Source organism: Xanthomonas sp. 10-10 (assembly GCF_040182365.1).
Classification (GTDB): domain Bacteria; phylum Pseudomonadota; class Gammaproteobacteria; order Xanthomonadales; family Xanthomonadaceae; genus Xanthomonas; species Xanthomonas arboricola_F.
In genome coordinates this window covers 264,677-284,693 of sequence record NZ_CP144460.1, presented here as the reverse complement: position 1 = coordinate 284,693, position 20,017 = coordinate 264,677, and the positions used below count along the sequence as shown (strand labels likewise).

General features: G+C 54.8%; 23 protein-coding genes and 1 pseudogene. 4 read left to right on the top strand and 20 right to left on the bottom strand.

Translation table 11 applies throughout. The features are described 5' to 3' along the window. Complete coding sequence (locus VZ068_RS01185) at nt 1-360, top strand: hypothetical protein (protein WP_349656644.1); 360 nt, start codon at nt 1-3, stop codon at nt 358-360. 65 nt (nt 361-425) lie between these two features. On the opposite strand, the pseudogene VZ068_RS01180 reads toward VZ068_RS01185, so the two are convergent. Then, a pseudogene (locus tag VZ068_RS01180) lies at nt 426-632 on the bottom strand (IS5/IS1182 family transposase); the annotation flags it as partial. 79 nt (nt 633-711) lie between these two features. Here VZ068_RS01180 and VZ068_RS01175 point away from each other — a divergent pair. Continuing rightward, a protein-coding gene (locus VZ068_RS01175; RefSeq protein WP_349656643.1) for an IS3 family transposase occupies nt 712-1,826 on the top strand; the annotation gives its coding sequence in 2 pieces (ribosomal slippage) (nt 712-964 and nt 964-1,826; 1,116 coding nt in all). Nucleotides 1,827-1,961: 135 nt separating this feature from the next. Continuing rightward, nucleotides 1,962-2,453 (top strand): hemagglutinin repeat-containing protein, encoded by a 492-nt coding sequence (locus tag VZ068_RS01170; protein WP_349656642.1) that lies wholly within the window; start codon nt 1,962-1,964, stop codon nt 2,451-2,453. A gap of 1,236 nt (nt 2,454-3,689) precedes the next feature. On the opposite strand, the gene VZ068_RS01165 is transcribed toward VZ068_RS01170, so the two are convergent. From VZ068_RS01165 to VZ068_RS01090, 16 genes are all read right to left on the bottom strand, one after another. Beyond that, a complete protein-coding gene (locus tag VZ068_RS01165) occupies nt 3,690-3,974 on the bottom strand; it encodes a hypothetical protein (RefSeq protein ID WP_349656641.1) in 285 nt (94 codons plus the stop codon). Between the two features lie 525 nt (nt 3,975-4,499). Continuing rightward, complete coding sequence (locus VZ068_RS01160; RefSeq protein WP_349656640.1) at nt 4,500-4,955, bottom strand: hypothetical protein; 456 nt, start codon at nt 4,953-4,955, stop codon at nt 4,500-4,502. 393 nt (nt 4,956-5,348) lie between these two features. After that, nucleotides 5,349-5,969 carry a DUF4142 domain-containing protein gene (locus VZ068_RS01155; protein ID WP_259166775.1) on the bottom strand — a complete coding sequence of 207 codons (621 nt, stop codon included), beginning with the start codon at nt 5,967-5,969 and terminating at the stop codon, nt 5,349-5,351. Between the two features lie 363 nt (nt 5,970-6,332). Beyond that, nucleotides 6,333-6,710, bottom strand: coding sequence for a hypothetical protein (locus tag VZ068_RS01150; RefSeq protein ID WP_349656639.1), 378 nt, complete (start codon nt 6,708-6,710; stop codon nt 6,333-6,335). A gap of 594 nt (nt 6,711-7,304) precedes the next feature. After that, nucleotides 7,305-7,889, bottom strand: coding sequence for a hypothetical protein (locus VZ068_RS01145; RefSeq protein ID WP_349656638.1), 585 nt, complete (start codon nt 7,887-7,889; stop codon nt 7,305-7,307). Between the two features lie 143 nt (nt 7,890-8,032). Next, nucleotides 8,033-8,233 carry a hypothetical protein gene (locus tag VZ068_RS01140; RefSeq protein ID WP_259166769.1) on the bottom strand — a complete coding sequence of 67 codons (201 nt, stop codon included), beginning with the start codon at nt 8,231-8,233 and terminating at the stop codon, nt 8,033-8,035. Between the two features lie 918 nt (nt 8,234-9,151). After that, nucleotides 9,152-9,502 carry a hypothetical protein gene (locus VZ068_RS01135; protein ID WP_349656637.1) on the bottom strand — a complete coding sequence of 117 codons (351 nt, stop codon included), beginning with the start codon at nt 9,500-9,502 and terminating at the stop codon, nt 9,152-9,154. Nucleotides 9,503-9,644: 142 nt separating this feature from the next. Then, nucleotides 9,645-10,202, bottom strand: coding sequence for a hypothetical protein (locus VZ068_RS01130; protein ID WP_349656636.1), 558 nt, complete (start codon nt 10,200-10,202; stop codon nt 9,645-9,647). Nucleotides 10,203-10,527: 325 nt separating this feature from the next. Continuing rightward, a complete protein-coding gene (locus VZ068_RS01125) occupies nt 10,528-11,151 on the bottom strand; it encodes a hypothetical protein (protein WP_349656635.1) in 624 nt (207 codons plus the stop codon). A gap of 55 nt (nt 11,152-11,206) precedes the next feature. Next, nucleotides 11,207-11,560: a hypothetical protein gene (locus VZ068_RS01120; protein WP_349656634.1), complete on the bottom strand. Its 354-nt coding sequence runs from the start codon at nt 11,558-11,560 to the stop codon at nt 11,207-11,209. Between the two features lie 92 nt (nt 11,561-11,652). Continuing rightward, entirely contained in the window at nt 11,653-12,036 is a 384-nt protein-coding gene (locus tag VZ068_RS01115; protein WP_349656633.1) for a hypothetical protein, read from the bottom strand. 124 nt (nt 12,037-12,160) lie between these two features. Further along, nucleotides 12,161-12,397 (bottom strand): hypothetical protein, encoded by a 237-nt coding sequence (locus tag VZ068_RS01110; RefSeq protein WP_349656632.1) that lies wholly within the window; start codon nt 12,395-12,397, stop codon nt 12,161-12,163. Nucleotides 12,398-12,831: 434 nt separating this feature from the next. Next, the gene (locus VZ068_RS01105) at nt 12,832-13,218 is read right to left on the bottom strand and encodes a SymE family type I addiction module toxin (RefSeq protein WP_349656631.1); all 387 of its coding nucleotides are present in this window, start codon (nt 13,216-13,218) and stop codon (nt 12,832-12,834) included. 653 nt (nt 13,219-13,871) lie between these two features. Further along, nucleotides 13,872-14,243: a hypothetical protein gene (locus VZ068_RS01100; protein WP_349656630.1), complete on the bottom strand. Its 372-nt coding sequence runs from the start codon at nt 14,241-14,243 to the stop codon at nt 13,872-13,874. Nucleotides 14,244-14,449: 206 nt separating this feature from the next. Further along, nucleotides 14,450-14,689, bottom strand: coding sequence for a hypothetical protein (locus VZ068_RS01095; protein ID WP_349656629.1), 240 nt, complete (start codon nt 14,687-14,689; stop codon nt 14,450-14,452). Nucleotides 14,690-14,799: 110 nt separating this feature from the next. Beyond that, on the bottom strand, nt 14,800-15,150 hold the full coding sequence (locus tag VZ068_RS01090; RefSeq protein ID WP_349656628.1) for a SymE family type I addiction module toxin: 351 nt from the start codon (nt 15,148-15,150) through the stop codon (nt 14,800-14,802). Nucleotides 15,151-15,761: 611 nt separating this feature from the next. Between VZ068_RS01090 and VZ068_RS01085 the strand changes: the two genes are divergently transcribed. Further along, entirely contained in the window at nt 15,762-17,132 is a 1,371-nt protein-coding gene (locus tag VZ068_RS01085) for a PIN-like domain-containing protein (protein ID WP_349656627.1), read from the top strand. Nucleotides 17,133-17,681: 549 nt separating this feature from the next. Here the strand turns inward: VZ068_RS01085 and VZ068_RS01080 are convergent. The 3 genes from VZ068_RS01080 to VZ068_RS01070 all read right to left on the bottom strand — a co-directional run bounded on the left by VZ068_RS01080 (nt 17,682) and on the right by VZ068_RS01070 (nt 19,858). After that, nucleotides 17,682-18,521, bottom strand: coding sequence for a putative phage abortive infection protein (locus tag VZ068_RS01080; RefSeq protein ID WP_349656626.1), 840 nt, complete (start codon nt 18,519-18,521; stop codon nt 17,682-17,684). Beyond that, on the bottom strand, nt 18,518-18,958 hold the full coding sequence (locus tag VZ068_RS01075) for a hypothetical protein (RefSeq protein ID WP_349656625.1): 441 nt from the start codon (nt 18,956-18,958) through the stop codon (nt 18,518-18,520). Before VZ068_RS01075 ends, VZ068_RS01080 begins: the two co-directional genes overlap by 4 nt. 105 nt (nt 18,959-19,063) lie before the next feature. After that, entirely contained in the window at nt 19,064-19,858 is a 795-nt protein-coding gene (locus VZ068_RS01070) for a nucleotide-binding protein (RefSeq protein ID WP_349656624.1), read from the bottom strand. Nucleotides 19,859-20,017: the final 159 nt, after the last annotated feature.

Below are 20,017 nucleotides of genomic sequence, written 5' to 3'. Positions count from 1 at the left end.
GTGGATTTTCATGATTTTTATCAAGATTTTATTGAGAATCTTTCGCCAAGAGACTACTCGTCCAATCTAAAAGAGTGGGGGGAGGATATTCCATGGACGCTGATATTTTCATCACTAGGAAGATATTTTGTGAATGATTTTAATTTGCTGCACGAAAAAAATAGAAATAATATTTTCCATTTAATAAAAGTGGCAATGGAAAAAAAAGGCAGCCTATCCACTTCTGTTGCGACAGGGCTTTTGGAAGAGCTACACAAATCTTCAATGAAAAATAGTGCGCTTGCCAATGAAATACGTGGCCGTCTCGATACGGAATCTTCTCGATACTTGGAAGCTTGGGCAAAGTGGTCAGAATCTTAGAGCAGCTAACAAAACCCAGGAAGAAGCCGTAGGCAGATGATGGAGCATGCAAGCGAGAGCAACGCTCAGTGGAGATCGATGCGGCGTTCAAAGCGGATGGGCAATTTGCCCATGCATGCGAACCAGGCATGCGTGCGTTCGACGACCCAGCGATGACGGCCCAACCGGTCGTTGCGCTCGATCATTTTGCGTGCAGTCCGCGCAATGATGCCGCGCTGCTTGAGGAAGGCGCGACAGCGGTCGATGTCGTAGGCCTTGTCGGCGCGCAATTCGGCGAGGCGTAAGCTCCCCCGATCGGCAGACACCGCATAAGTAGATCTTTCTGGCATCGTTCCCAAGTCAGGAGGTTCCATGCGCACATCGAAGTTCACCGAGACACAGATCATCGCCACGCTCAAGCAGGCTGACGCAGGCGTTCCAGTCAAAGACATCTGTCGCCAAGTCGGCATCAGCACGGCGACCTATTACCAGTGGAAGAGCAAGTACGGCGGCTTGGAGGCGTCCGAGCTGCTGCGGGTCAAGGAGCTCGAGTCCGAGAACGCCAAGCTCAAACGGATGTACGCCGAGTTGGCGCTCGACAACGCGGCAATGAAGGACCTGATCGCAAAAAAACTCTAGGGCCGGCGCGTAAGCGCGAGGCGGTGCGGTTCCTTATCGAGGTCCACGCGCGGCCGTTGCGCCGGTCCTGTGCATGCGTCGGGCTGTCGCGTGCCGCCTGGTACGCACCGCCTCTGGACTGGACGGTGCGCGATGCCGAGCTGATTGCCGAGATCGCGCGTTACGTTGAAGCGCACCCCAGTCGTGGCTTCTGGAAGTGCAGCGACTACCTTCGCAAGCAGCAACCAGGCTGGAATCCCAAACGCACCTATCGCGTTTACAAGGCCATGAAGCTCAACCTACGCCGCGCTGCAAAGCGTCGCCTTCCCAAGCGTGAGCGGGTGCCGCTCTACGTGCCGAGGCTGCCAGACACGGTCTGGTCGGTCGACTTCATGAGCGATGCGCTGGCATGCGGACGACGCTTTCGCACCTTCAACGTGGTGGATGACTTCAATCGCGAGGCGCTGCACATCGAGGTTGACACCTCGATCAACTCGCAACGGCTTGTGCGTGTGTTCGAGCAGATCAAACGCGATCATGGCTTGCCGCAGGTGGTGCGCTCGGACAACGGCCCCGAGTTCCTGGGCGAAGCGTTCACCAGCTGGCTCAAGACGAATGGCGTCGCACTGCAGTACATCCAGCCGGGAAAGCCAAATCAGAATGCCTTCATTGAGCGCTTCAATCGCACGTTCCGCGAGGAAGTGCTCGACCTGAATTTCTTCGCCTGCCTCGACGATGTGCGCGAAGCCGCCCACTGGTGGATGATCGACTACAACGAAGCAAGATCCCATGATTCGCTCGGCGGAATGACCCCGGTCGAGTACCGCAACAAGCACGCCGAAAGCTCTACTTTTGAAGTGCCTGCTTGACGGGGGAGCTTACGGCATGATGCGGTGGTCGATAAGGAAATCCGCAAGAAGGAAGCATTATCCGGCAAGACCGTCACCACCCACGACGAAACCCACGATAGCCTGGCAGTCACCAGTTCGCTCAGTGGCGAGAGCGTGCGTATCGCCGCCGGCAACGACCTGCTCTCCCAAGGCACGCAGATTGTCGGCACCGGTGATGTCGTGCTGGCAGCGGGCAACAACCTGACCCTTGAGACAGCGCAGAGCACGCACAGCGAGGCGCACGACAAAAAGACGGTCAAGACCGGGCTGTTCGGCAGCGGCGGCATCGGTTTCACCATCGGCAAGCAGACGGTCAAGACCGAGGCCGACATCGCCGATGTCAGCCACACCGGCACCACCGTTGGCAGCCTGGAGGGCAACGTCACCCTGGTCGCCGGCAACACACTGGCGATCACCGGCAGCGACGTGATGGCGCTTGCTGCGTCCGCCAGGAACGCGGCCAACCGAGCGAACAGACAAGGGCAGAGTGCGCGATCCAGCGGCGAACATGCAGGTAGCGGCTTCACTTGCCACTGGCAGATGCCTAGGAACCAAATGGCACAGAAAGTATTGCGATGCCCCTGGCGAGCAGGGGTCTGGCGGTAGGCAAAGACTCGGAAGCAGGTGCTTCTCTAGGTCAGCGGGCGATTCCCGTCAAGGTGTGTAGCCCCACTGCGAGATGATCGCTTCCAGGACCGCTTGATTCGGTACGCTCGCACCTGGACATGTCATCAGATATGTCCGGCGTGCCGCCGCCGTAGCCGGCGAGTCGAAGTACGGGTCCCATATCTGGATGGCGTGGAAGGCCGTTATCGGCGCTGCACATTCGGCACTCGGTGCACCGAAACCGGACACGGCGGCCATGCACAGAAACACCGAGCAAGGATCTACCGTCTGGGCGCGCGCAGGGGCGCTCAAGCCAAGGCCTAAAGCCGCAGCCAGTACGAAATTGGCGGCAGTGGTGCGTAGTTTCACGATGAATACCTCCCTGGTAGTGGTTGAAATGACATGTCTGTCTCCGAGCCGCTTACAATGAGCGTGGCTTAGCGGGACAGCCCCGGCACCGCTTGCGATGGTGTCGGCTGGGTCACCTGATTTTCCGTCTTCGCCAGAATGGCGGTGGTGAGGGTATCATGCGGCCCGCGCGGGGTGTGAGAATTCGGCACCGCCGGCTGTCCAACGCGCAGAGTGCTGTGGTAGCCAGTCCAGTGCTAAGGCGCGACGGACAAGCGCCTGCTCAGTTATCGTCCCTGGCTGCGCCACAGCCACGGCGGCCATGCTTATCAATGACCTACCCCGCGATGCGAAAGCTCAGGCGTCGCGACGGCCTGGGATCGTCAGACCGACCGTTTCAAGTTCAACTACTGGGCACATGCGTGATTCTATATGTCACTACAGCGTTTGCCGTTGAATCAGGAATTCCTATGTGGGGCGAGGCCGATTCACCCACTGCCAGAGGCTGATCAAACCGCTCGTATACTCCGGATCGTGCGCGGGCGTGTACTGGAGGTTGTAATGGCGGGAGCGTTGCCGTCATCTGTAACGAAGCGCGTCAGACGAATGGTCTTTCTCCCGCAGCACTCCAACTGCAGCCGCAGCATCCAGATCCATGATCGAGGTGCTATCGAACGACCGATAGAAAATCTTTGCGTTTGTGTAGGGTGGCCGAGCGCCGCAGGCCATGCCTGCACAAGCGGAGAGCATGAGCACCATGGCCAAACGATTGCGCAAAGGCCTCCTCCAGAACCTTACCCGTGATGGGAGCCCTGGGAAGGGGTAAGTTGACTTATTAACTACACCGAGCCCTGCTCTTGGCAAAGGGGACTTGGCTTGAGCGAATGGTTAGACGGGCGGACACTGCTCCAGCACCTGCCGAACCTCAGCGTCGTTCTCGACATTGACAGTAGCTCCCAGGAGCCATGGATAAGACGTGCGGAAAATCGGCGCTTTGTCCGAGGACGGAGCGGCCAAAAAGAAGTAGCGAGGGCCGGACAAAAGATCCTTGCGGAGGTTGTCGACATTGAAAAGACCGCCGCCGAAGCGGTACGTGAGCACCGTCGGCGGATTGGATCCGACCGTCCGGAGCACGCGTTGGACTTCTACTTTTACCTGAACTTCCTCGCACATGGTGAGGTGCTTCCCATCGCCACGGGTAGCACAGCCTGGAACTCCAACCACCTTTAAGCGAGAAGCAACACCAATCAAGACACTTTCAGCGCGGCACACTTTTTCCGAGAAAGGGGCTGCGGGTGGTGGAGTCGTCGCTCGTGCGGGAGCTACGAGTACTACAAAAAGAAGCATACAGATGCGTTTCATTCTCTCTCGACACCTAGGTATGACTTGCCGAAGCGTGAAAAACATCATCTTCAGCAAGATGTTGGCCTTGATCAACCACTAAACCCCTTGAAACGAAGTACCTGACTGTTCTCACTGGAAAGCAGAAGGCATAACTTGCTTTTTAAAGTGGGCCAGACCTCGCCTCTCAGCTTTTTGACTACGGGTTTGTTCGTATGTCAACCACTCCGGGTGGCAGGGCGCTGATAGGGATCCAAGATTGCGGTCTTTCGATGCGAGACGCGGAGATGTCTTATTGCCTATCTCGCTGACTTATAAAATAAGTGAACCTGACCCCATTTCTTTGAGGTTGATTCCTTAAGTGACCCTGCCCCCGTTCTTCGACTTGTTAGGCACTTGCCGGTCAAGCCACATGGTGTAGATGCAGCGCCCCTCCGATGCACGACAGAAGAACACCCACGTTGCCTGCTCCTTCTGCAGAGACCAAACCGAGTAGCCAAGACTTGCTTGCGCCGAGATGTTAGCCAAATACTCAGGGTACGGCACTGCGTCGGGAGGACCTCTGTGCAACCTTTGGAAAAGCTCGCCCGAGTCGACCGAGCGGAAGGAGAATTCGCCCTCCGATTGATTCAGGTCAACATTGTTACTGGTGCGGATATTGAAAGCTGACGCGGGGAGCACGTCGGGCAGCCATCCGCGACCAAAGAGTTGGTCAGCGCGAGCTTCGGCGAGAGTGGCGTAGTTGCTCTCCACAACATCCGATGTGCACGCTGCCAGAATGATGAAGCTCATAAGTGCGAGTAATTTTTTCATGGGCCTAAGGACTGTCGTACCGCCTAAGCACGGCATAAACCGATCCTCGCGAACTCCCTGACAGCAGTCAATTGCTACACGCATTTGAAGCTCATCGATTTTCCAGATATGCACATGCCGCTGCCAACAGGCGTTAGGCCGCATCCGTGTGGGCCCATCCTGTTACGCCTAATCATGCAAGGCATAACGCCCGGCAAACGGAGGCTATGTCGAACTACAAAGTGAACCTGACTCGGTTCTTCCGGCGTGTCAGCGCAGCTGGCCGTTATAGAAGGAATTGCTTTTTTCTCCCCCCCTCTTTTCAGGTGCCAAACGCTCCAAAAAAACATCGATGTCGCTGCCTTGCCGCTTGCAGACCCGGTGTGGCAGACCGGCGATCTGCCACACCCACGCTCACATCGCCTTCTTGATGGCTTCCGCCTTCGCCAGGTGCTGCTCGACGTGCGTCTTGGTCTCGGTCAGGTGCTGCTTGACCGGCTCGGTCGACGCCACCGTCATCATCTGCGTCTGGATCAGCTGCAACGCATCCTTGTGCCCGGCGATCATTGCATCGATGTAGGCCGCCGCGTAGTCGTTGCCGGGCGTCTGCCCCAGCGTAGACAGGTCCTGCTCGCCCTTGCTCTCCAGCTTCTTGACGTCCGGGGTTTCGGCCAGCGTTCCAAGCGCCTTGGTCTTTTCCAGGTTCTCGGTGTGCTCTTTCTCCATCATCTTCGCGTACTCCAGCACCGCGCCGGTGACCTTCTTGTCCTGCGCCTGCTTCGCTGCGGCGATCTCGTGGTTGTTCACCGCCCCGAGCAGGCCCAGGGCGATGTCGTCTCCGGAACTCGCACGCGCCGCGCCTTCCGGCGCCGGGCTGGCCTCGCCAACAGGCGGCGTGGTCGGGGTCGCCGCGCCACCGGTCGGCGTCGGCTCGGTGGACGCGGCAGGCGCTGCGGCCTCCTTGTCGGCATCAGGCTTGCAGCCAGCGAGCGCCAGCGCTGCGACCATGGACAGGACCAACAGTGACTGTTTCATGCTCCACTCCCTCTCGATTGAAGACAGCAGCATCTGCCTGCCCAGGTGAAGAAGGCTCATACACGTCCACTGGGTGAATCAGACACAAGCATGGGATGCGGGACGCATGCGCAACGTCGCACCATGCGCGGCACCACACCGCACGTGGCAGCGCGCGACGATGGGGATCTCTACGCTCCGTGAGGGGGACATTGCTGTCAGTTTTTTTGGAATATAAACCACTTTAGGTGGCAAAGCGTTGATAGAGATCTGAGAGCGCTTCTCCGCAGATGTTGAGCGCGGAACATGGCCATGAGCGTTATCTAGTCGGTTTATCTAAACAAGGCAATCTGACCCCGCCTTTCTTTATTCGCCCTATTTCACCTACCAAATCTCAAAAGCTCCACCTCTAGCGAAAGCTATAAATTTCTCAATAAACCCATCTTCAGAATCAGGGATGGCTACAAAAACACCAATCTCTTCAAATTTCTTAGCAATATCCAATGCTCGCTCAGTGCGATTTGGATCCGATAGATAGCGTCCCAGTGCAGCAGTTAGCTCTCTTGCGTCTGACTCAGCGACAGATTGCCCCGCATTCCAGTCATAATGTGCTCCCCAAGGGTCTGTATTGATCCAGTCAAGAGGGGGCGATGTTCCTTCTGGCTTCCATCCATAAACCGAAGCCAAGTTCAAATAAAACGACCACCCTACCGTTGAGAAATAGAATTCAGTGCCAGCTTTATTTTTAAGGTCTACACCCATATCAATCACTTATCCTACATTGAGCCGACTCCGGCCCGTGGCGTGACGATCCTGTCCGGGCTTACCCGGGCGATTCGAGTAATCCGTGGCCCCCTCCCCTGCGACCGGATCATAGCAATGGACGAGGCCGGGGAGGTGGTGCCTAGACGGTCTTGAGATGGGTCAATGGGAGCCGCACGCTTGCCCTGACCTGCCCTTCCGGTCATTGACCGCATACGCCCACACATCCGTGCTGGCGGGGGTGTGCCATCTGGGGAATGGGGTCTAGGAGATGAGGTCACGTTGACTTCTTAAGTGAACCCGATCCCATATTAATCATCTAAATCCTAGGGCACCGGGAAGTCAGAAATCACTTCCGTTGCAATGCATGAAATGCTCTCAAGCGCAGCCTTGGAAGGCTCTCCGTCGTACTCAGATCGCAACTGAAAATGCTTGGCCCGGATCAGCCTAAATCGATGCTTGTCTGAGCTGCGGATGGATCCAACCAAGCAAAGCACGCTGGAGAGATAACAGAAGAGGCGGGCAATCTTAAATATCTTTCATGCCACATACTAAATAAAACCTAACCTAAGCCGAGTCGCAAAGAGAATTTTATTAAGTTAATCCTCCGGGCATGCTACAAGGATATCTTATCTCCTGTGCTTGCCCATACGTAAAATCGATGTTTGCTTCTGGGTTGAGCGTCAGGATGATGGACTCACTGAGAGGCTGACGATCGAATAACGCCTTCACCGCATCAAGCGCTACCGGAACCTCAAAGTAGTCTTCAGCCCACTCTTTGTAGCCGGAGGGCCCGGACACGAGCAACCACAGCAGCCAATCGGCTCCGTCATCGTCAAGACCGCCGATAACTTTGCTCCAGGCACTGTCCTCTGTCCTACGCCAATAGCAGAACGTGGCGTGCTGCATCGAAAACGCCGGCTCATTGAGAAAAGACGAAAACTCGGCCGGAACTTGTGCTCGGATTTCCGATGGAATCGCGGAGCCGTCAGCAATTTCATGGGCAAAGCCCTTGATGGCTGCGCCAGCCTGGTCCAACAGCAGGAACCACTCATCGCCAGACCCGTTACGCATTGATGCCATTTCCTCTTCCGGTCCCCATGCGCTATTGAAGCTGTAGTAGCGGTAGTCCCACTCTGGGCTAAGGATGGCATCAAGCATGGCGAGTGATTGTGTCACGCGACGCAACTCCGGAATTGGCGGCAAATCGACTAATTCTTGCATAGTGCCTGAACATCCCAGCGGAGGTGTTTTCGGGTTTGATCTGCTACTGAAGCCGGAGCAGGCGGGCCTTTCGGGTGAAGCTGATGCCGTTGCCTCGGTCAGCGAGAAGATTCGTAGATTGCTGTACTCACGATCATCCCGGCGATGCCGGCGGCCGCCATGAAGAATCCCCGCCGGTCCCAAGTGGAACGAAATGGCCGCTTCTTGGGTGCGACAAGAAACGCGCCCCAGCGTATCAATCCACCGGCGCCAAGCGATAAACCAGCGATCAGCATGCAAAGAATGTAGACGATTTTCATGAAGAGCAGGCCGAGTGGGCAACGAGATCAGGCTCGTGTGCCTGCCTCCATTCTTACATGAGCGACGAGGGTGCCTGGCAAGTGGTCGAGGTGTTCCAGCATGAGATGCAAAGCGATGGCAGGATGCTCCATGTCTGCCCTCCTCCGCTCAAGGAACGGTGAGCGCGTATAGCGTGGCGACCGGCGCATGGCGCTTGACACAGCGCGTGCGGGTTCGTGCTGCGCGTGCGACACATCTGGTTAGTCCGCCACGCTGACGACTAGGGAATGAGGGAATGTAGGATATGGGGTCAAGTTGACTTATTAAGTGAACCTGACGCAGTTATTTCGGGTTGCACTCGGCCAGCGACAGCCGCATCGACGGCCAGCGTCACTGCCTTGGATGCGCTGAGCGTGCTTGCGGTCGGCGGTCGGCGGTCGGCGGTCGGCGGTCGGCGATGTCACGATGGCCTCCACCTTGGAAAGGTTGCAAGCCGGCTTCCACCAGTACAACATCTCCATGGCTCATACGATCCCCAGGGAAACGCAGTTCGCGACAGATCTGTGACACTAGAAACATTTCACGAGGCATGGACGGTTGTGGCTATTCCGGTGGCAGCACCATTTGCCATGGCCGAAACGCTTCCACCTTATGTCTGGAACGCAGTTGCAAAACTTGTATCGGGGTCTCTGTGATCATACTTCGCTCAATCTTTATTTTGATCATCCTCCAGGTCTCTGGTTGCGTGATTGGAAACGGACGCATATGCGGACCACAGACACCACTTGTGCTGTGCGATAAGGAGGCGGAGAAGGCCTTATATCACCCTACTCCCCTCAGAGATTATTGGAGAAACACGGAGACTCAGTCCGGCAGCTTAAACAGAGCGTGGATAGAGTGCGGAGGGCAACGTCATCGGTTGTTTCTGCTTCACACCATCAGTTGAACTGATTTTCGTAAGCGTCAACGTGGTGCGGGAATAGCTCGGCGTACAGCGGATATCCAATTCCGAGCGCGGCGACTTCCAGATCTTCTGCTCCAAACTCAGAAGAGCAGTCGGTAATGGAAACGGCCAGGCACTGGATCAGTTGCTTGGTGCTGGCGACTCTGACCGCAAGATTGATACCCGCCACCTCACGCCCTGCGTACTGGGTGATGGCCGGTTGCACAGCGCTATAAGTAGCGATTGGTATGAATCTGCCGAACGCAGCCCCCATGGGCGGGTCTCCCGACTCAAAGGCGGTGTGCCCGATCAGCACGGAGTTTGCGAGGATGTCGAAGCGATGCATATTGCGCAGCCTTACCTCTGTTCTAGGTTTCGCTTTGGGACATCCGGAAATGATGTCAGGTTGACTTCTTAAGTGAGCCCGACCCCGCTCTTCGTTTGACCATGGGCCATACTTTATCGAAGGCAGCTGACATTGAGAATCCTTAGGCCTGCGGCTCATAGCGCCGCTTGAACCAAGCGTCGATGGCAGCTTCGACATTGGGACAGCTTAATTTGGCCGCAGTCACGAGGTCCTCGCCCGTTTGTGGACAGGTGATGCCAAGCTCGGCTTCAAGCCAGGCGCGGAAGTTAGCCGCTGATTCCGGTTCGACTGGCGGCTGGCTCAGGTCATCGAAGCCAAGCTCGTTGTAGCCGATTCCAAACACACGAAGAAACTCACGAAAGTTCTTTGCCAGCACACAATTGTCGCTGCCTTCCGATCCCAGATGAACGATCGGGGCTGAGGTCGCATCCAGGCCGTTGCATAACCAGAAAGCGAGGATCGATCCGTCTGGGCCTGCGCCGAAGTAGGCAAACTGCGATGCCATTGCATCATCGTCGTCGAACCAGGCTCGTACCCCGCCAAAATCGTCTGGCCTTATCTTCATACAGCCGCTGATGGGATAGCCGGTCTTGTCCAGATAGTCGCAAACCATGCGTAACTCCATGGGCAAGACGGTTCCTGCGGGAACGTTTGCGGCAATGCGTTGGAACTTGGTCATCCTAGGTGTCCTTCAGCTGCGTAGCTGCGTGGCAGGATGCTCACCCGACTCCGTCACTGTAGTCAATCTGCAGATCTCCGATCTCCAGATCCGCATTGCTTGCGCGCGCTTATGGTGTCCAACCCAACATCTGGTCAAATGTAGCAGCTACTCCGCAAAACCAGATGCCTGCCAGTCACTTCCGTCTCAAACGCATGCAACGATTCGGGAGGCCGCAGTGCGCGGCGCAGTTCGACAAAACCGAAGTCACGGGCTTGCTCAGGAACACTCAAGTAGTGAACGCGGAAACGGGATCGGGTCGAATTTTTAAGTGAACCTCACCTTGTTATTCCGAAGTCTCCCCAGCCGCGTTTTTATACGTCTCGAGCGTGCAGCCTTCCATGCGTTGGCCTTTCAACACCTCCAAGTGATCGCAGACGATCGTTACCTGCGCGTCCGGCATGACCGGATCCAGCTTCGCCTGCTCTTCCTTGTAGAACGTCGCCAGATAAGACTCGTGCTTCGGGTCCGGCGTCATGAGAATGGCCGGGCCGACAATCTCCTTCGATCCGTCTGCATGGGTCTGTTGCTGTTCCATGACGCTGGTGGCAACACCTGTGAGCCGGAACCGCTTACCGCCGAATCGCTGCTTGAAGTTCCCGTCGGTGAGCCTGGCTTCCAGCAAGCCTTCATATTCGACATCAACGACCGGCATCTTCGCGCGGGCCGCAGGGTCCAGATCATGCATGTGGCTCATATAGCGCATAGCCATCCAACCGAACACGGCGAGGACGATCACGCCAATGAAATGCAGTGTGGACCGCTCCATGCGCGGGGCAGCCCTCGTGTTTTTACCGTGCAACATGCGCATGTAGTCGTCGACACTCATGCCTGGCGGAATGCCGCGTAAGCCTGGTGCCGTGCCGTGACGATCCTGTCCGGGCTCGCCCGGGTGATTCGAGTTGTCCATGGTCCCCTCCCCTGTGACCGGATCATAGCAATGGATGAGGCCGGATAGGTGGCGCCTAGACCGCCTTGAGATGGGTCATTAGGCGCCGCACGCTTTCCCTGCCCTGCCAGTCATTGAACCGACATCTCATACCCCACACGCATCCGCGCCGTTTGTTGGCCAGAAAGGAGTCCTTGCTGAGCTTTGGAGCGTACCGAATGGTCTCGAGCACGTTAATGACGCTGACCGCACGAGGTTTGGCCTTAATCGCTCTGCTTGATAGCCGCGCGAATAGCACGGCTGTAACGATACAGTCGATAGCCTTCTCTTCGCTCAGAACCTCGGGCCACCAGCCGCGTCCGAGTACCCGGTCGGTGATAACGGCAATAGTGACGCCAAACGGATCGTGCAGGGCGTTGACGATGGACAACTCGCAAGGGAGCGGGGGTCAGGTTAAGGGAACCGGGGTGAGGTTGACTTCTTAAGTGAACCTGATCCCATTATTCGGATCTTTCCCAACAACTAACAAGTTCGCAGCAACCAGCCTTCCCGTTCAAAAATTTTCATCACATATGGCAGCGTGTACTTCTGCCAAGGAATGATGGTAGCCATGTCACCTGGGTGAGTGTGTTCGCCCGCATCGAATGCCAGATAGATCTCCAAAGGCAAGTTCGATAGCGCTGGACGAGCGCGGACAGACAGCCAGTTCATTGCTGTGTCGGCTTGGCTGTAACTGAGCTCTCCCATCGCAAAATCTATAGCTACGCATCTGGCGAAAGCATTCTCAAACTCTTGCTTTTCCAATCCATAACGCAGACAGAAAGCGGCCTCTCGTTCTTCTTCAAACGCTTCAGATGCGTCGCCGTTAGTAGATTCTTTTATAAATTTCCTAAGTTCGTCTTCCATTGCATAACACCCTAGATAGACAGCGTCATCACGCGACAGCATCTTTCATCATATACAATTTTATTCGGTGCCACTACCGATTCGACAATGACCTAGCATATCTATCGTCAGCTTGAATTCACTGCTAGTTACCCGTTCTGCCAGGGGTGCTGTAACGATATAGCCGATAGCCATCTTTTTGCTCAAAACCCTCAGGCCACCAGCCGCGTGCCAGTACCCGGTCGGTGATGACGGCCATATTGACGCCAAATGAGTCTTGTAGATCGCTGGAGATGGATAACTTAAACTCCTCCGCAAGACCGGTGAAAGCATCAATGGCTACCAATGCAGAATCGAGATCGACAAACGCCTGCTTACTCATTTTTGATCCTACGTCTAAGTCGGCCAGCCGGAAGATCCGTTTGGCGTGATTGAATTGTCAGGCCTCAAACTGCATCAGCGCGAGTGGGGGCTGGGGCCACGGTAGAAGCTGCCGGCAATAGGAACTGCTCGCCAGCCGGTGAACTTGCCGAGTTGGACATGTTCGAGGACCCCAATCTAGCCAAGGACGGTTCCAGGGCCGTCGTCATCCCATAGGAAGACATGCTTACCCGGCTGCGGATGCGCTGATGCCAGTGCAGAGGGATCGAAGACGTAGAACGCGGTGTCTCCACCTCCGCCCCAGCCCTGAGCGTTGAGGTCAACCCGTACGCGGGGCATCTCTGCGGGTGGCGGGTGTCCTTGCATTGGGGCCTGGTCATCGTTGAAGGGCATGAGCGCCGCGTCATGCGATCCTCGGCGACGCGTTGGGCGCCGTCAATTGCCATCGCTCTTTGTGCCCATCCCCTTGCCACCTTCAACAGCCACGGTGACGACCAGCTCGCCGTTGCGCATGCGGATGTTGAGTTTGCTGCCGATGGTGAAGCCGAGTTGTTCCAGCCAGCGGCCGCGTAGGCGCAGCGTGGGGATGCGTTGGTGGCTGTCGGGGTAGTAGCCGTAGCCGACGGTGCAGTATTGCGGCGCGCGTGGGTGGCCGGCGCGGCGCGGCTTGCTGGGATCGGGGCGGGGTTCGGGGATGGGGGTGCGCTCAAGGTACGGCCGCGGCTTGATCGAAGGGTCGAGCGAGTGCCAGCCGATCTCGGTGGGTGGTGGCACCGTGGCGCGCTTGCGCGCTGGCTTAGGACTGGACGTGGATCGACGCATGGCAAAGCCCTCCTTGACGAACAGGCCCCGCCGCCGGGTGGCGACGGGATGTCGGGAGGTTAGAAACCGCTAACAGTCGGCGGGCGCATTTCCCCGGAGACTAGGGAACGGGGTCAGGTTGACTCATTAAGTGAGCCTGACCCCGTTATTTCTGGAGAAGATCATGAAGGTCTTCCGGCCCAGGCGAGATAATTGTTGTTGAACCATTGCATGTGGCTGTCAGCCTGAACTCAGACTTGGTTGGCTGGTCTTCGATAGTGCGAACACCGTCGATAACGCATAAGACCCCGAACAGGGTTGCATCAGCCGCCATTCGTAATGCAGCGGCAACGTTGGCTTGGTCGGCAGAATCAAGACCACGATACCAAACTGACAAACCAACGAGAGATTGAGCGGGCCTGCGACCCGGCGGGGCTTTGAGAAGTTCCAAGCAATCATGAACGGCGACATCCGCACATTCGGTCTTTAGCGCAGTAACAAAGCTGTGTGGATTCATATCTTTAGCCCTGATGCCTGAATTAAACGGAATCGCGACGCGGCATCAACTGCGATGCTGCGGTTTGCCTCCCTACACCGCTCGCTGCTCCGCGGTATCGTGCACCGCATGGGCATTGAAGATGGTTTTGCTCGGCAGCGTCGGCTTGAGTGAAGAATTAGGCGTCATGCGCACGCTGCCGTATCCGACGAAGAGCGTGTATCAGCACAATAACAAAAGGCACTATCACGAGAAGATAGAACACCTGAAATGTCGGAACGATGAAAAAATTCCAACCGCCGGTGTGGACATCTTTTACGGCCCACCACACGTTTGGTACGACGGAAAGAGCGACAAGAAAACACAACACGATCATCCTCAGCATTGGACCCGCCTTCGATGCCGGTACGAATACCAAATAGATGGCGTATGGAGCTGCTCCAATCAACGCTGTAGTCACAAATGCAGCAAGTGCAGCCCACCAGTTGTCTGTACCAGCAAATACACGCCATTCAATGGTCGTAGCCGTGAATGCGGCAGTGAGAAGCACGCAGCACCATGCAATGACCTTTGACGCCTTATCCAATCGGCTAACTGACCTTTTCATCGCCTTGACTACGAGTGGACCGCAGCAGTGCGGCATGCATGATCCTCACCGACTGATTGACGGCCGTCAATCGCTCCACGCCTCTGTAGCCAATACCCGACCCGCAGCACGGCCACGGCCTTATCGAGATCCGATTTCGGGCTCGCCGATTATTGCCAGGTGCTTCTATGGGTCGCCGCAGCTGTGCTCCATGCAACGGTCAAAGATTTCGCGCACGCATAGGCCGCATCGAAGATGGCTTGCCCGAGCGTGGGCAGCGTCTGCGCCTCCAGGCACTCCGGTTTGCTCATGGCGATGACGTCGCCATGAGCGATGAGGGTGCGTAGCAGGCGGTCGAGCTGGTCGCGTTGGTCCAGCGTGAGATGCAAGACGACGGCGGGGTGCTCCATCTGTGTCCTCCTCTGCGCGGTGAGCGGGGAGCGCGCACGGTGCGGCGATTGGCGCGTTGCGCTCGGCGCGGGGCGTGCGGGTGCGTGCTGCGCGTACGCGGCGCACCTGGTTAGTCCGTAGGTGCGACGCTGACGACCAGCTCGCCATCGCGCAGGCGGATGTGGAGCTTGCTGCCGATGGTGAAGCCCAGTTGTTCCAGCCAGCGGCCGCGTAGGCGCAGCGTGGGGATGCGTTGGTCGCTGGCGGGGTAGTAGCCGTAGCCGACGGTGCAGTGGTGCGGGGCACGCGGGTGGCCGGGGCGTGGGGGGCGGGCTTCGGTGCGGGGTTGGGGGATGGGGGTGCGTTCGACATAGGGCCGCGGCTTGATCGAGGGGTCGAGCGAGTGCCAGCCGATCTCGCGAGGCGGCGGCTCAGTGGCGCGCTTGCGCGCTGGCTTGGGACTAGACGTGGATCGACGCATGGCAAAGCCCTCCTTGACGAACAGGCCCGCCGCCGGGTGGCGACGGGATGTCGGGAGGTTAGAAACCGCACGTAGCCGGCGGGCGTATTTCCCCGAAGGGTGTTGTATTAGCCGCCCTCCCGACGCAAGCATTGCGTCGGTTGCACCTGCAAGATGCTGCAGGCACAAAAAACCCACCGGTTTGACGGAGGTGGGTACCGCTACGTGAGGAGTTTCTACGCTCCTTGTGGTAGAGATTGCTGCGGGTTTGTTGGGATGTCAAGTGCTTGGATGACCGAGCACTGATAAAGATCTGAGAGTGCGCCCTCCTGGTGCGACACGCGGGAAATATCTTGTAGTACTCATCTGGCCGATTTATCTCAGGAAGTGAAGCTGACCCCGCTTTGACGCCGTTTTGAACCTCACCCAGTTTTCTTGGCTGGAATGCTTACGTACACTGCCTAAAACTGTGCAATCGCAGATGACGCCCGTACTGTAAAATTGGGGATACCTAGAAACTGACCCAATTCTTTGTTGTTGAAAATTTTTTCTCGACTGATCGGTTTTGAACTAGATAACAATTCTCAAATATCGTGATTTTTTCACGCTTGACCAAATGTGAGGAAGAGGAAGTGAAGAATAGCTTTCCCGGTTATTACAGGCCTACAGAGGAAGAGTTTTCGGCTCTTTGGAAAAATGGGCTGGTTGTTCTGGATACTAATGTGCTCCTTGATCTTTACAGGCTTCCAGCTGGCTCAAGTAAAGAAGTGATGAGTCTTTTTCGCCTACTGAAAGGACGATTGTGGATTCCTCATCAGGTTGGTCTTGAATTTCATCGCAATCGGCTTTCAGTCATAGCTAGGGCTCACAAGGATGCCCAGGAGCTTTTTAGGGAACTCGGCAAGAGGTTTGGCGACTACAGGAGTAAAATCGACGAGCTTCAGCTTGGTAAAAGAGGGGTGGACGAGATCGATGCTTTATTACTCGAAATGGAGTCAGCATCTAAGAAGATAGAAGAGCGCTCTAAAACCGCAGTGGCCGAGCAACTCAATCCAAATGGTCAGGATTCAATACTGGAGGCACTCGAGGAAGTGCTAAAAAATTGTGTTGGTCCCGCGCCGTCTGGCCAGAGTGAAATAGAAGAAGTATACAAAAACGCAGCCGCCCGATTTTCTGTGAAAATGGGACCAGGATACATGGATGACGATAAGGACAAAGGTCTAGATCCTAAATTTATGTCTGGCGGACTAGTATTTGAAAGACGTTACAGCGACTATCTTTTGTGGACGCAAATAATTAGCCATGTTGCAGAATATAAGATAAAAAGCATTATTTTTGTGACTTCCGATGAAAAGGAAGATTGGTGGACAAAAGTTTCAGGTGGGTTTCAGGCTGGGCCTCTCCCAGAGCTGCGTGAGGAAATGAGGGCGCAGGGTGGAGTGGAAATTTTTTGGATGTATACCTTAAAAGACTTTCTTAAGAGATCTGTAGATCAACTGCATTCTAAGGTTTCGCAATTGGCATTATCTGATGTGGCGTCGGTGGATGAGCAGGCCCGTTCCTCAATCTCCAGGAGGCAGCAGTACAATGTCGAACAGCATCCTAATAATCAAGATGTAGCTGTGTTGCGTGCAATGGCGTTCCTTAATTACAGTACGATCGGGATGTATCGACGTTGTCAGCTCGCAGTAAGTGCTGAAAAGAAACCAGGATTTGCCATTTTTGTCAGTATTGATGTGCTAATGGTAGAGCGTGAATTCATAGAAAATATTATTATTCCGGCCATTGATCAATTCCGTAAGCGCGGCAGAGTCATTTCCGAGATATATATTGTCGCGACAGATCCTCAGTACTTGGACGTGGAAAATTTACTGCACAATTCGCTGCAATCTTTTTCTTTAAATGATAAATCGAGTGATGCATTGGATTTCGTTGATCTGATATTCTTTTGGGACGCTTTGGGTGAGCCGGTTCTCAATCGCCATTTCATAACTCCGTTCTAACATTCTCGATCGTCTCACGCCTTTGAAGAAATTTGATATTGAATTTATAAATTAGGATCAATTTGCAGTATTCTCAAAGAACTGATCTAGTAGCTGACTGTATGCGTAACGCTTGCAATCAGTTAACTCTGCGAGTCAAATTCCGGTTTGACTCCCTGTAGATTTACAGCTTGCTTTAGAGAGATGTCGGCAAGCTTGATTGCGAAAATGTACTCTGGAGATAACGAGGTCAGGTTGATTTCTTAAGTGAACTTGACCCAGTTCTTCAGCCGACCCAGACCGCGAACTCGGCTCGGCTAAAATCCACTCGCGGGCGTGGAAAGAAGGGGTCAGGTTGGCTTATAAGTTAGAATGACCCCGTTCTCACCCGCTCCTTGCGGTAGAGATTGCTGCGGGTCAACTGCGTTGCGTGGAAACGCGATGATTCAAAGCTAATAACGTCGTCGACAGCGAGCTCACCGAAGTGGCGGCAACCGACTTATTTGCTCCGCAACCGCCTAACGCTTGAATTAAGCCGAGCCGCGAAGCGGCTTCAGCTTGAATGAATTGTTAGAGTGCATTCCTGTCGAATGCTCTTGGTGCAATAAGGTTCAGATGAGATCGGTCCAGGGCCTTCATACGTGGCATGTTGTCGAGAAGTGAAAACTCAACAACTAGGGGTGTAAAGTTTCCCCCGTTTTCAGAGATGCAGTTATAGAAGAGCAGAAGCAACTCTTGATCGGAAAGTTGTGCCCGAATGAGGCGAATGTATGGACCGCCCTCCTGACCCTCGTCTTTAATGAAGCGAACGATGCTATAGAGGTAACGATAGTAGTGTCCTAGCTCGCTCTGATGTGTGTTCCAGAATTCTGTATAAGCAGCTGACAGCGGCTTCTTGGCTAGTTTGCTTTCGTTATACCGGGCTTCTCGCGCGCGAAAGATCTTGTTGAATCTGGTGTAGAAGACGCTGAAGCAGTCTCGGCCTTGATTCCTGTCACCCTTGTCATTGAGTAGATCAATTGAGTTGACTATTGAATTGTGGATCGAAAGCATCTGAAAGAACGTAGCCTCAAAGTTCTGCTTCTTGCGACTTTCGTTCTGTGCAGAAAGTGCGTCAGCTGATCGCTTTAGCTCTTTTCGTGTTTCCCTCAACTCGGTCTGCTGAAGGATGATGGTTATGAGCAGCCCTGTGAATGTAAGGAATGTCAAAATAGGGTTAGCAACTCCCCCAAAGAAGTCGCCCCACTCATTTGGCGTAAGGTCGCGAATCCGGAACAAGCCGATCCCAAGAACGACTAATAGAACCAGAATGGCTGAACAAAACAGATAGAACAGATGTCGATAGGAGCCTTGCCGTCGCGGTGACAACAGTGAAATGAAGGCTTTGTATGCTTTCGCGACAATCTTCATATGCGCCCTAACGCTCGAGTTAAGCCGAGTTGCGAAGCAACTTCGGCTTGAATGTATTTTTTGCTGCCAAAGCGCTGAACAAGCCGTGGCGGAGGCTTGAGCCCAGCAGCGCCGACGGATACTGTGTAATCCAGCGACTTACTCCGCGATACAACTTGAAGGAGCATCTCCTGAGCCTTGACATAAGGCTGCTTGAGAAACTGCGCCAAATTTTCAATGATATTATTTTCGCTGAGATGAACCTGAGTAAGTGTCTCAGATCGAAGGCGGCGCTCGTCTATGCGCTGATTGTCATCAAATAGTTTTAAGTGAAAAAGAATTGCTACACTTCCCCTTTCAAGCGCAGCCTTGAACTGCTCTGGGCCGATAGTGTCTCCGCTGCCAGACTCATACTGAAGGTAGACACTAGATTGTCCTTTACGTAGATCTTGATGCACGTGGGTATCTCCTTTTCCAACTAATTCCTAGGTAAGCCGAACCGCTAAGCAACGTCGGCTTGAACGAATTGTTAGGCGCGTAGAGCGGCACCCGACGGACTCTAACTAGAAGAATCTCTCCAGCTTGTAGCCGCAGGCAGCGAGCTCTTTAGACACTTCGCTTTTCCAAGCGCCGTTAGCGTCCAGGCCGACATAGACGACACCGCTGATGTCATTTGGTGTTTCGATCTCACCTTTGACTAGTGCACATACGTTTTCTCGACCGAGCTTTGCCATCAAATAACCGTGTTCGAAAACGACGTTCTGTCGCGCACGACTCTTCGGAGCAAACTTGCCCTCGTGCACTCCGCGTCCAAGATCGCAAGGCGTGTAAAGAATCAACGCAAAATCAGCCTCGTTTGCGTACCTTTCGATCTTTTCAATGATTGTCATGCCCGCACTCGCTTGCTCGTGAAGAATAATCGACTGCAGCCCGACTCTTTCAATGAATCTTGCGACCTCCTGCTTTGTCTCATTGTCGCGGCCATGAACGATGAAGACTTTGCGCTTGTTCCTTGTGGTAACAGGTCTTTCTCCATCGGGTAGTTCAGTCACTACCCTCAACGCTGGCCTGCCGAACTCCAGCTGGTCTAACAGCGCAGTGAATTCCTCAGAAAGATAGGTGCGACGTTCAGCATAGGTACCATACTTCGACTTAATAAACCCCCAGAACGATGCGAGATTGCGATTCGTCAGTACGAAAGCTGGCATCAACGGAGCCACCTCGGGATCTGCGAGAAGCTCCTTCCGAAGATTCTCGTACTCTGCCGAATCTGCAGAGCCTCCAGTCGCATGAGCAACAAGCAAATTGACCAGATAGTTGGCCTTGTCGAATCTGGTTTCTAGAAACTTTATGCTCATGGGATAAATTTCGTCGAAGGCGCGAAACGCTTGAGTTAGGCCGGACTGCAGCGCGGCACGGTGTGCTGGTATACGTCACGATTCAACCCAAGCCGCGAAGCGGTCTCGGCTTGAAGAATTTTTTGGATCTCACTTGGCGTGGTTGATCGGGCCTTAAGG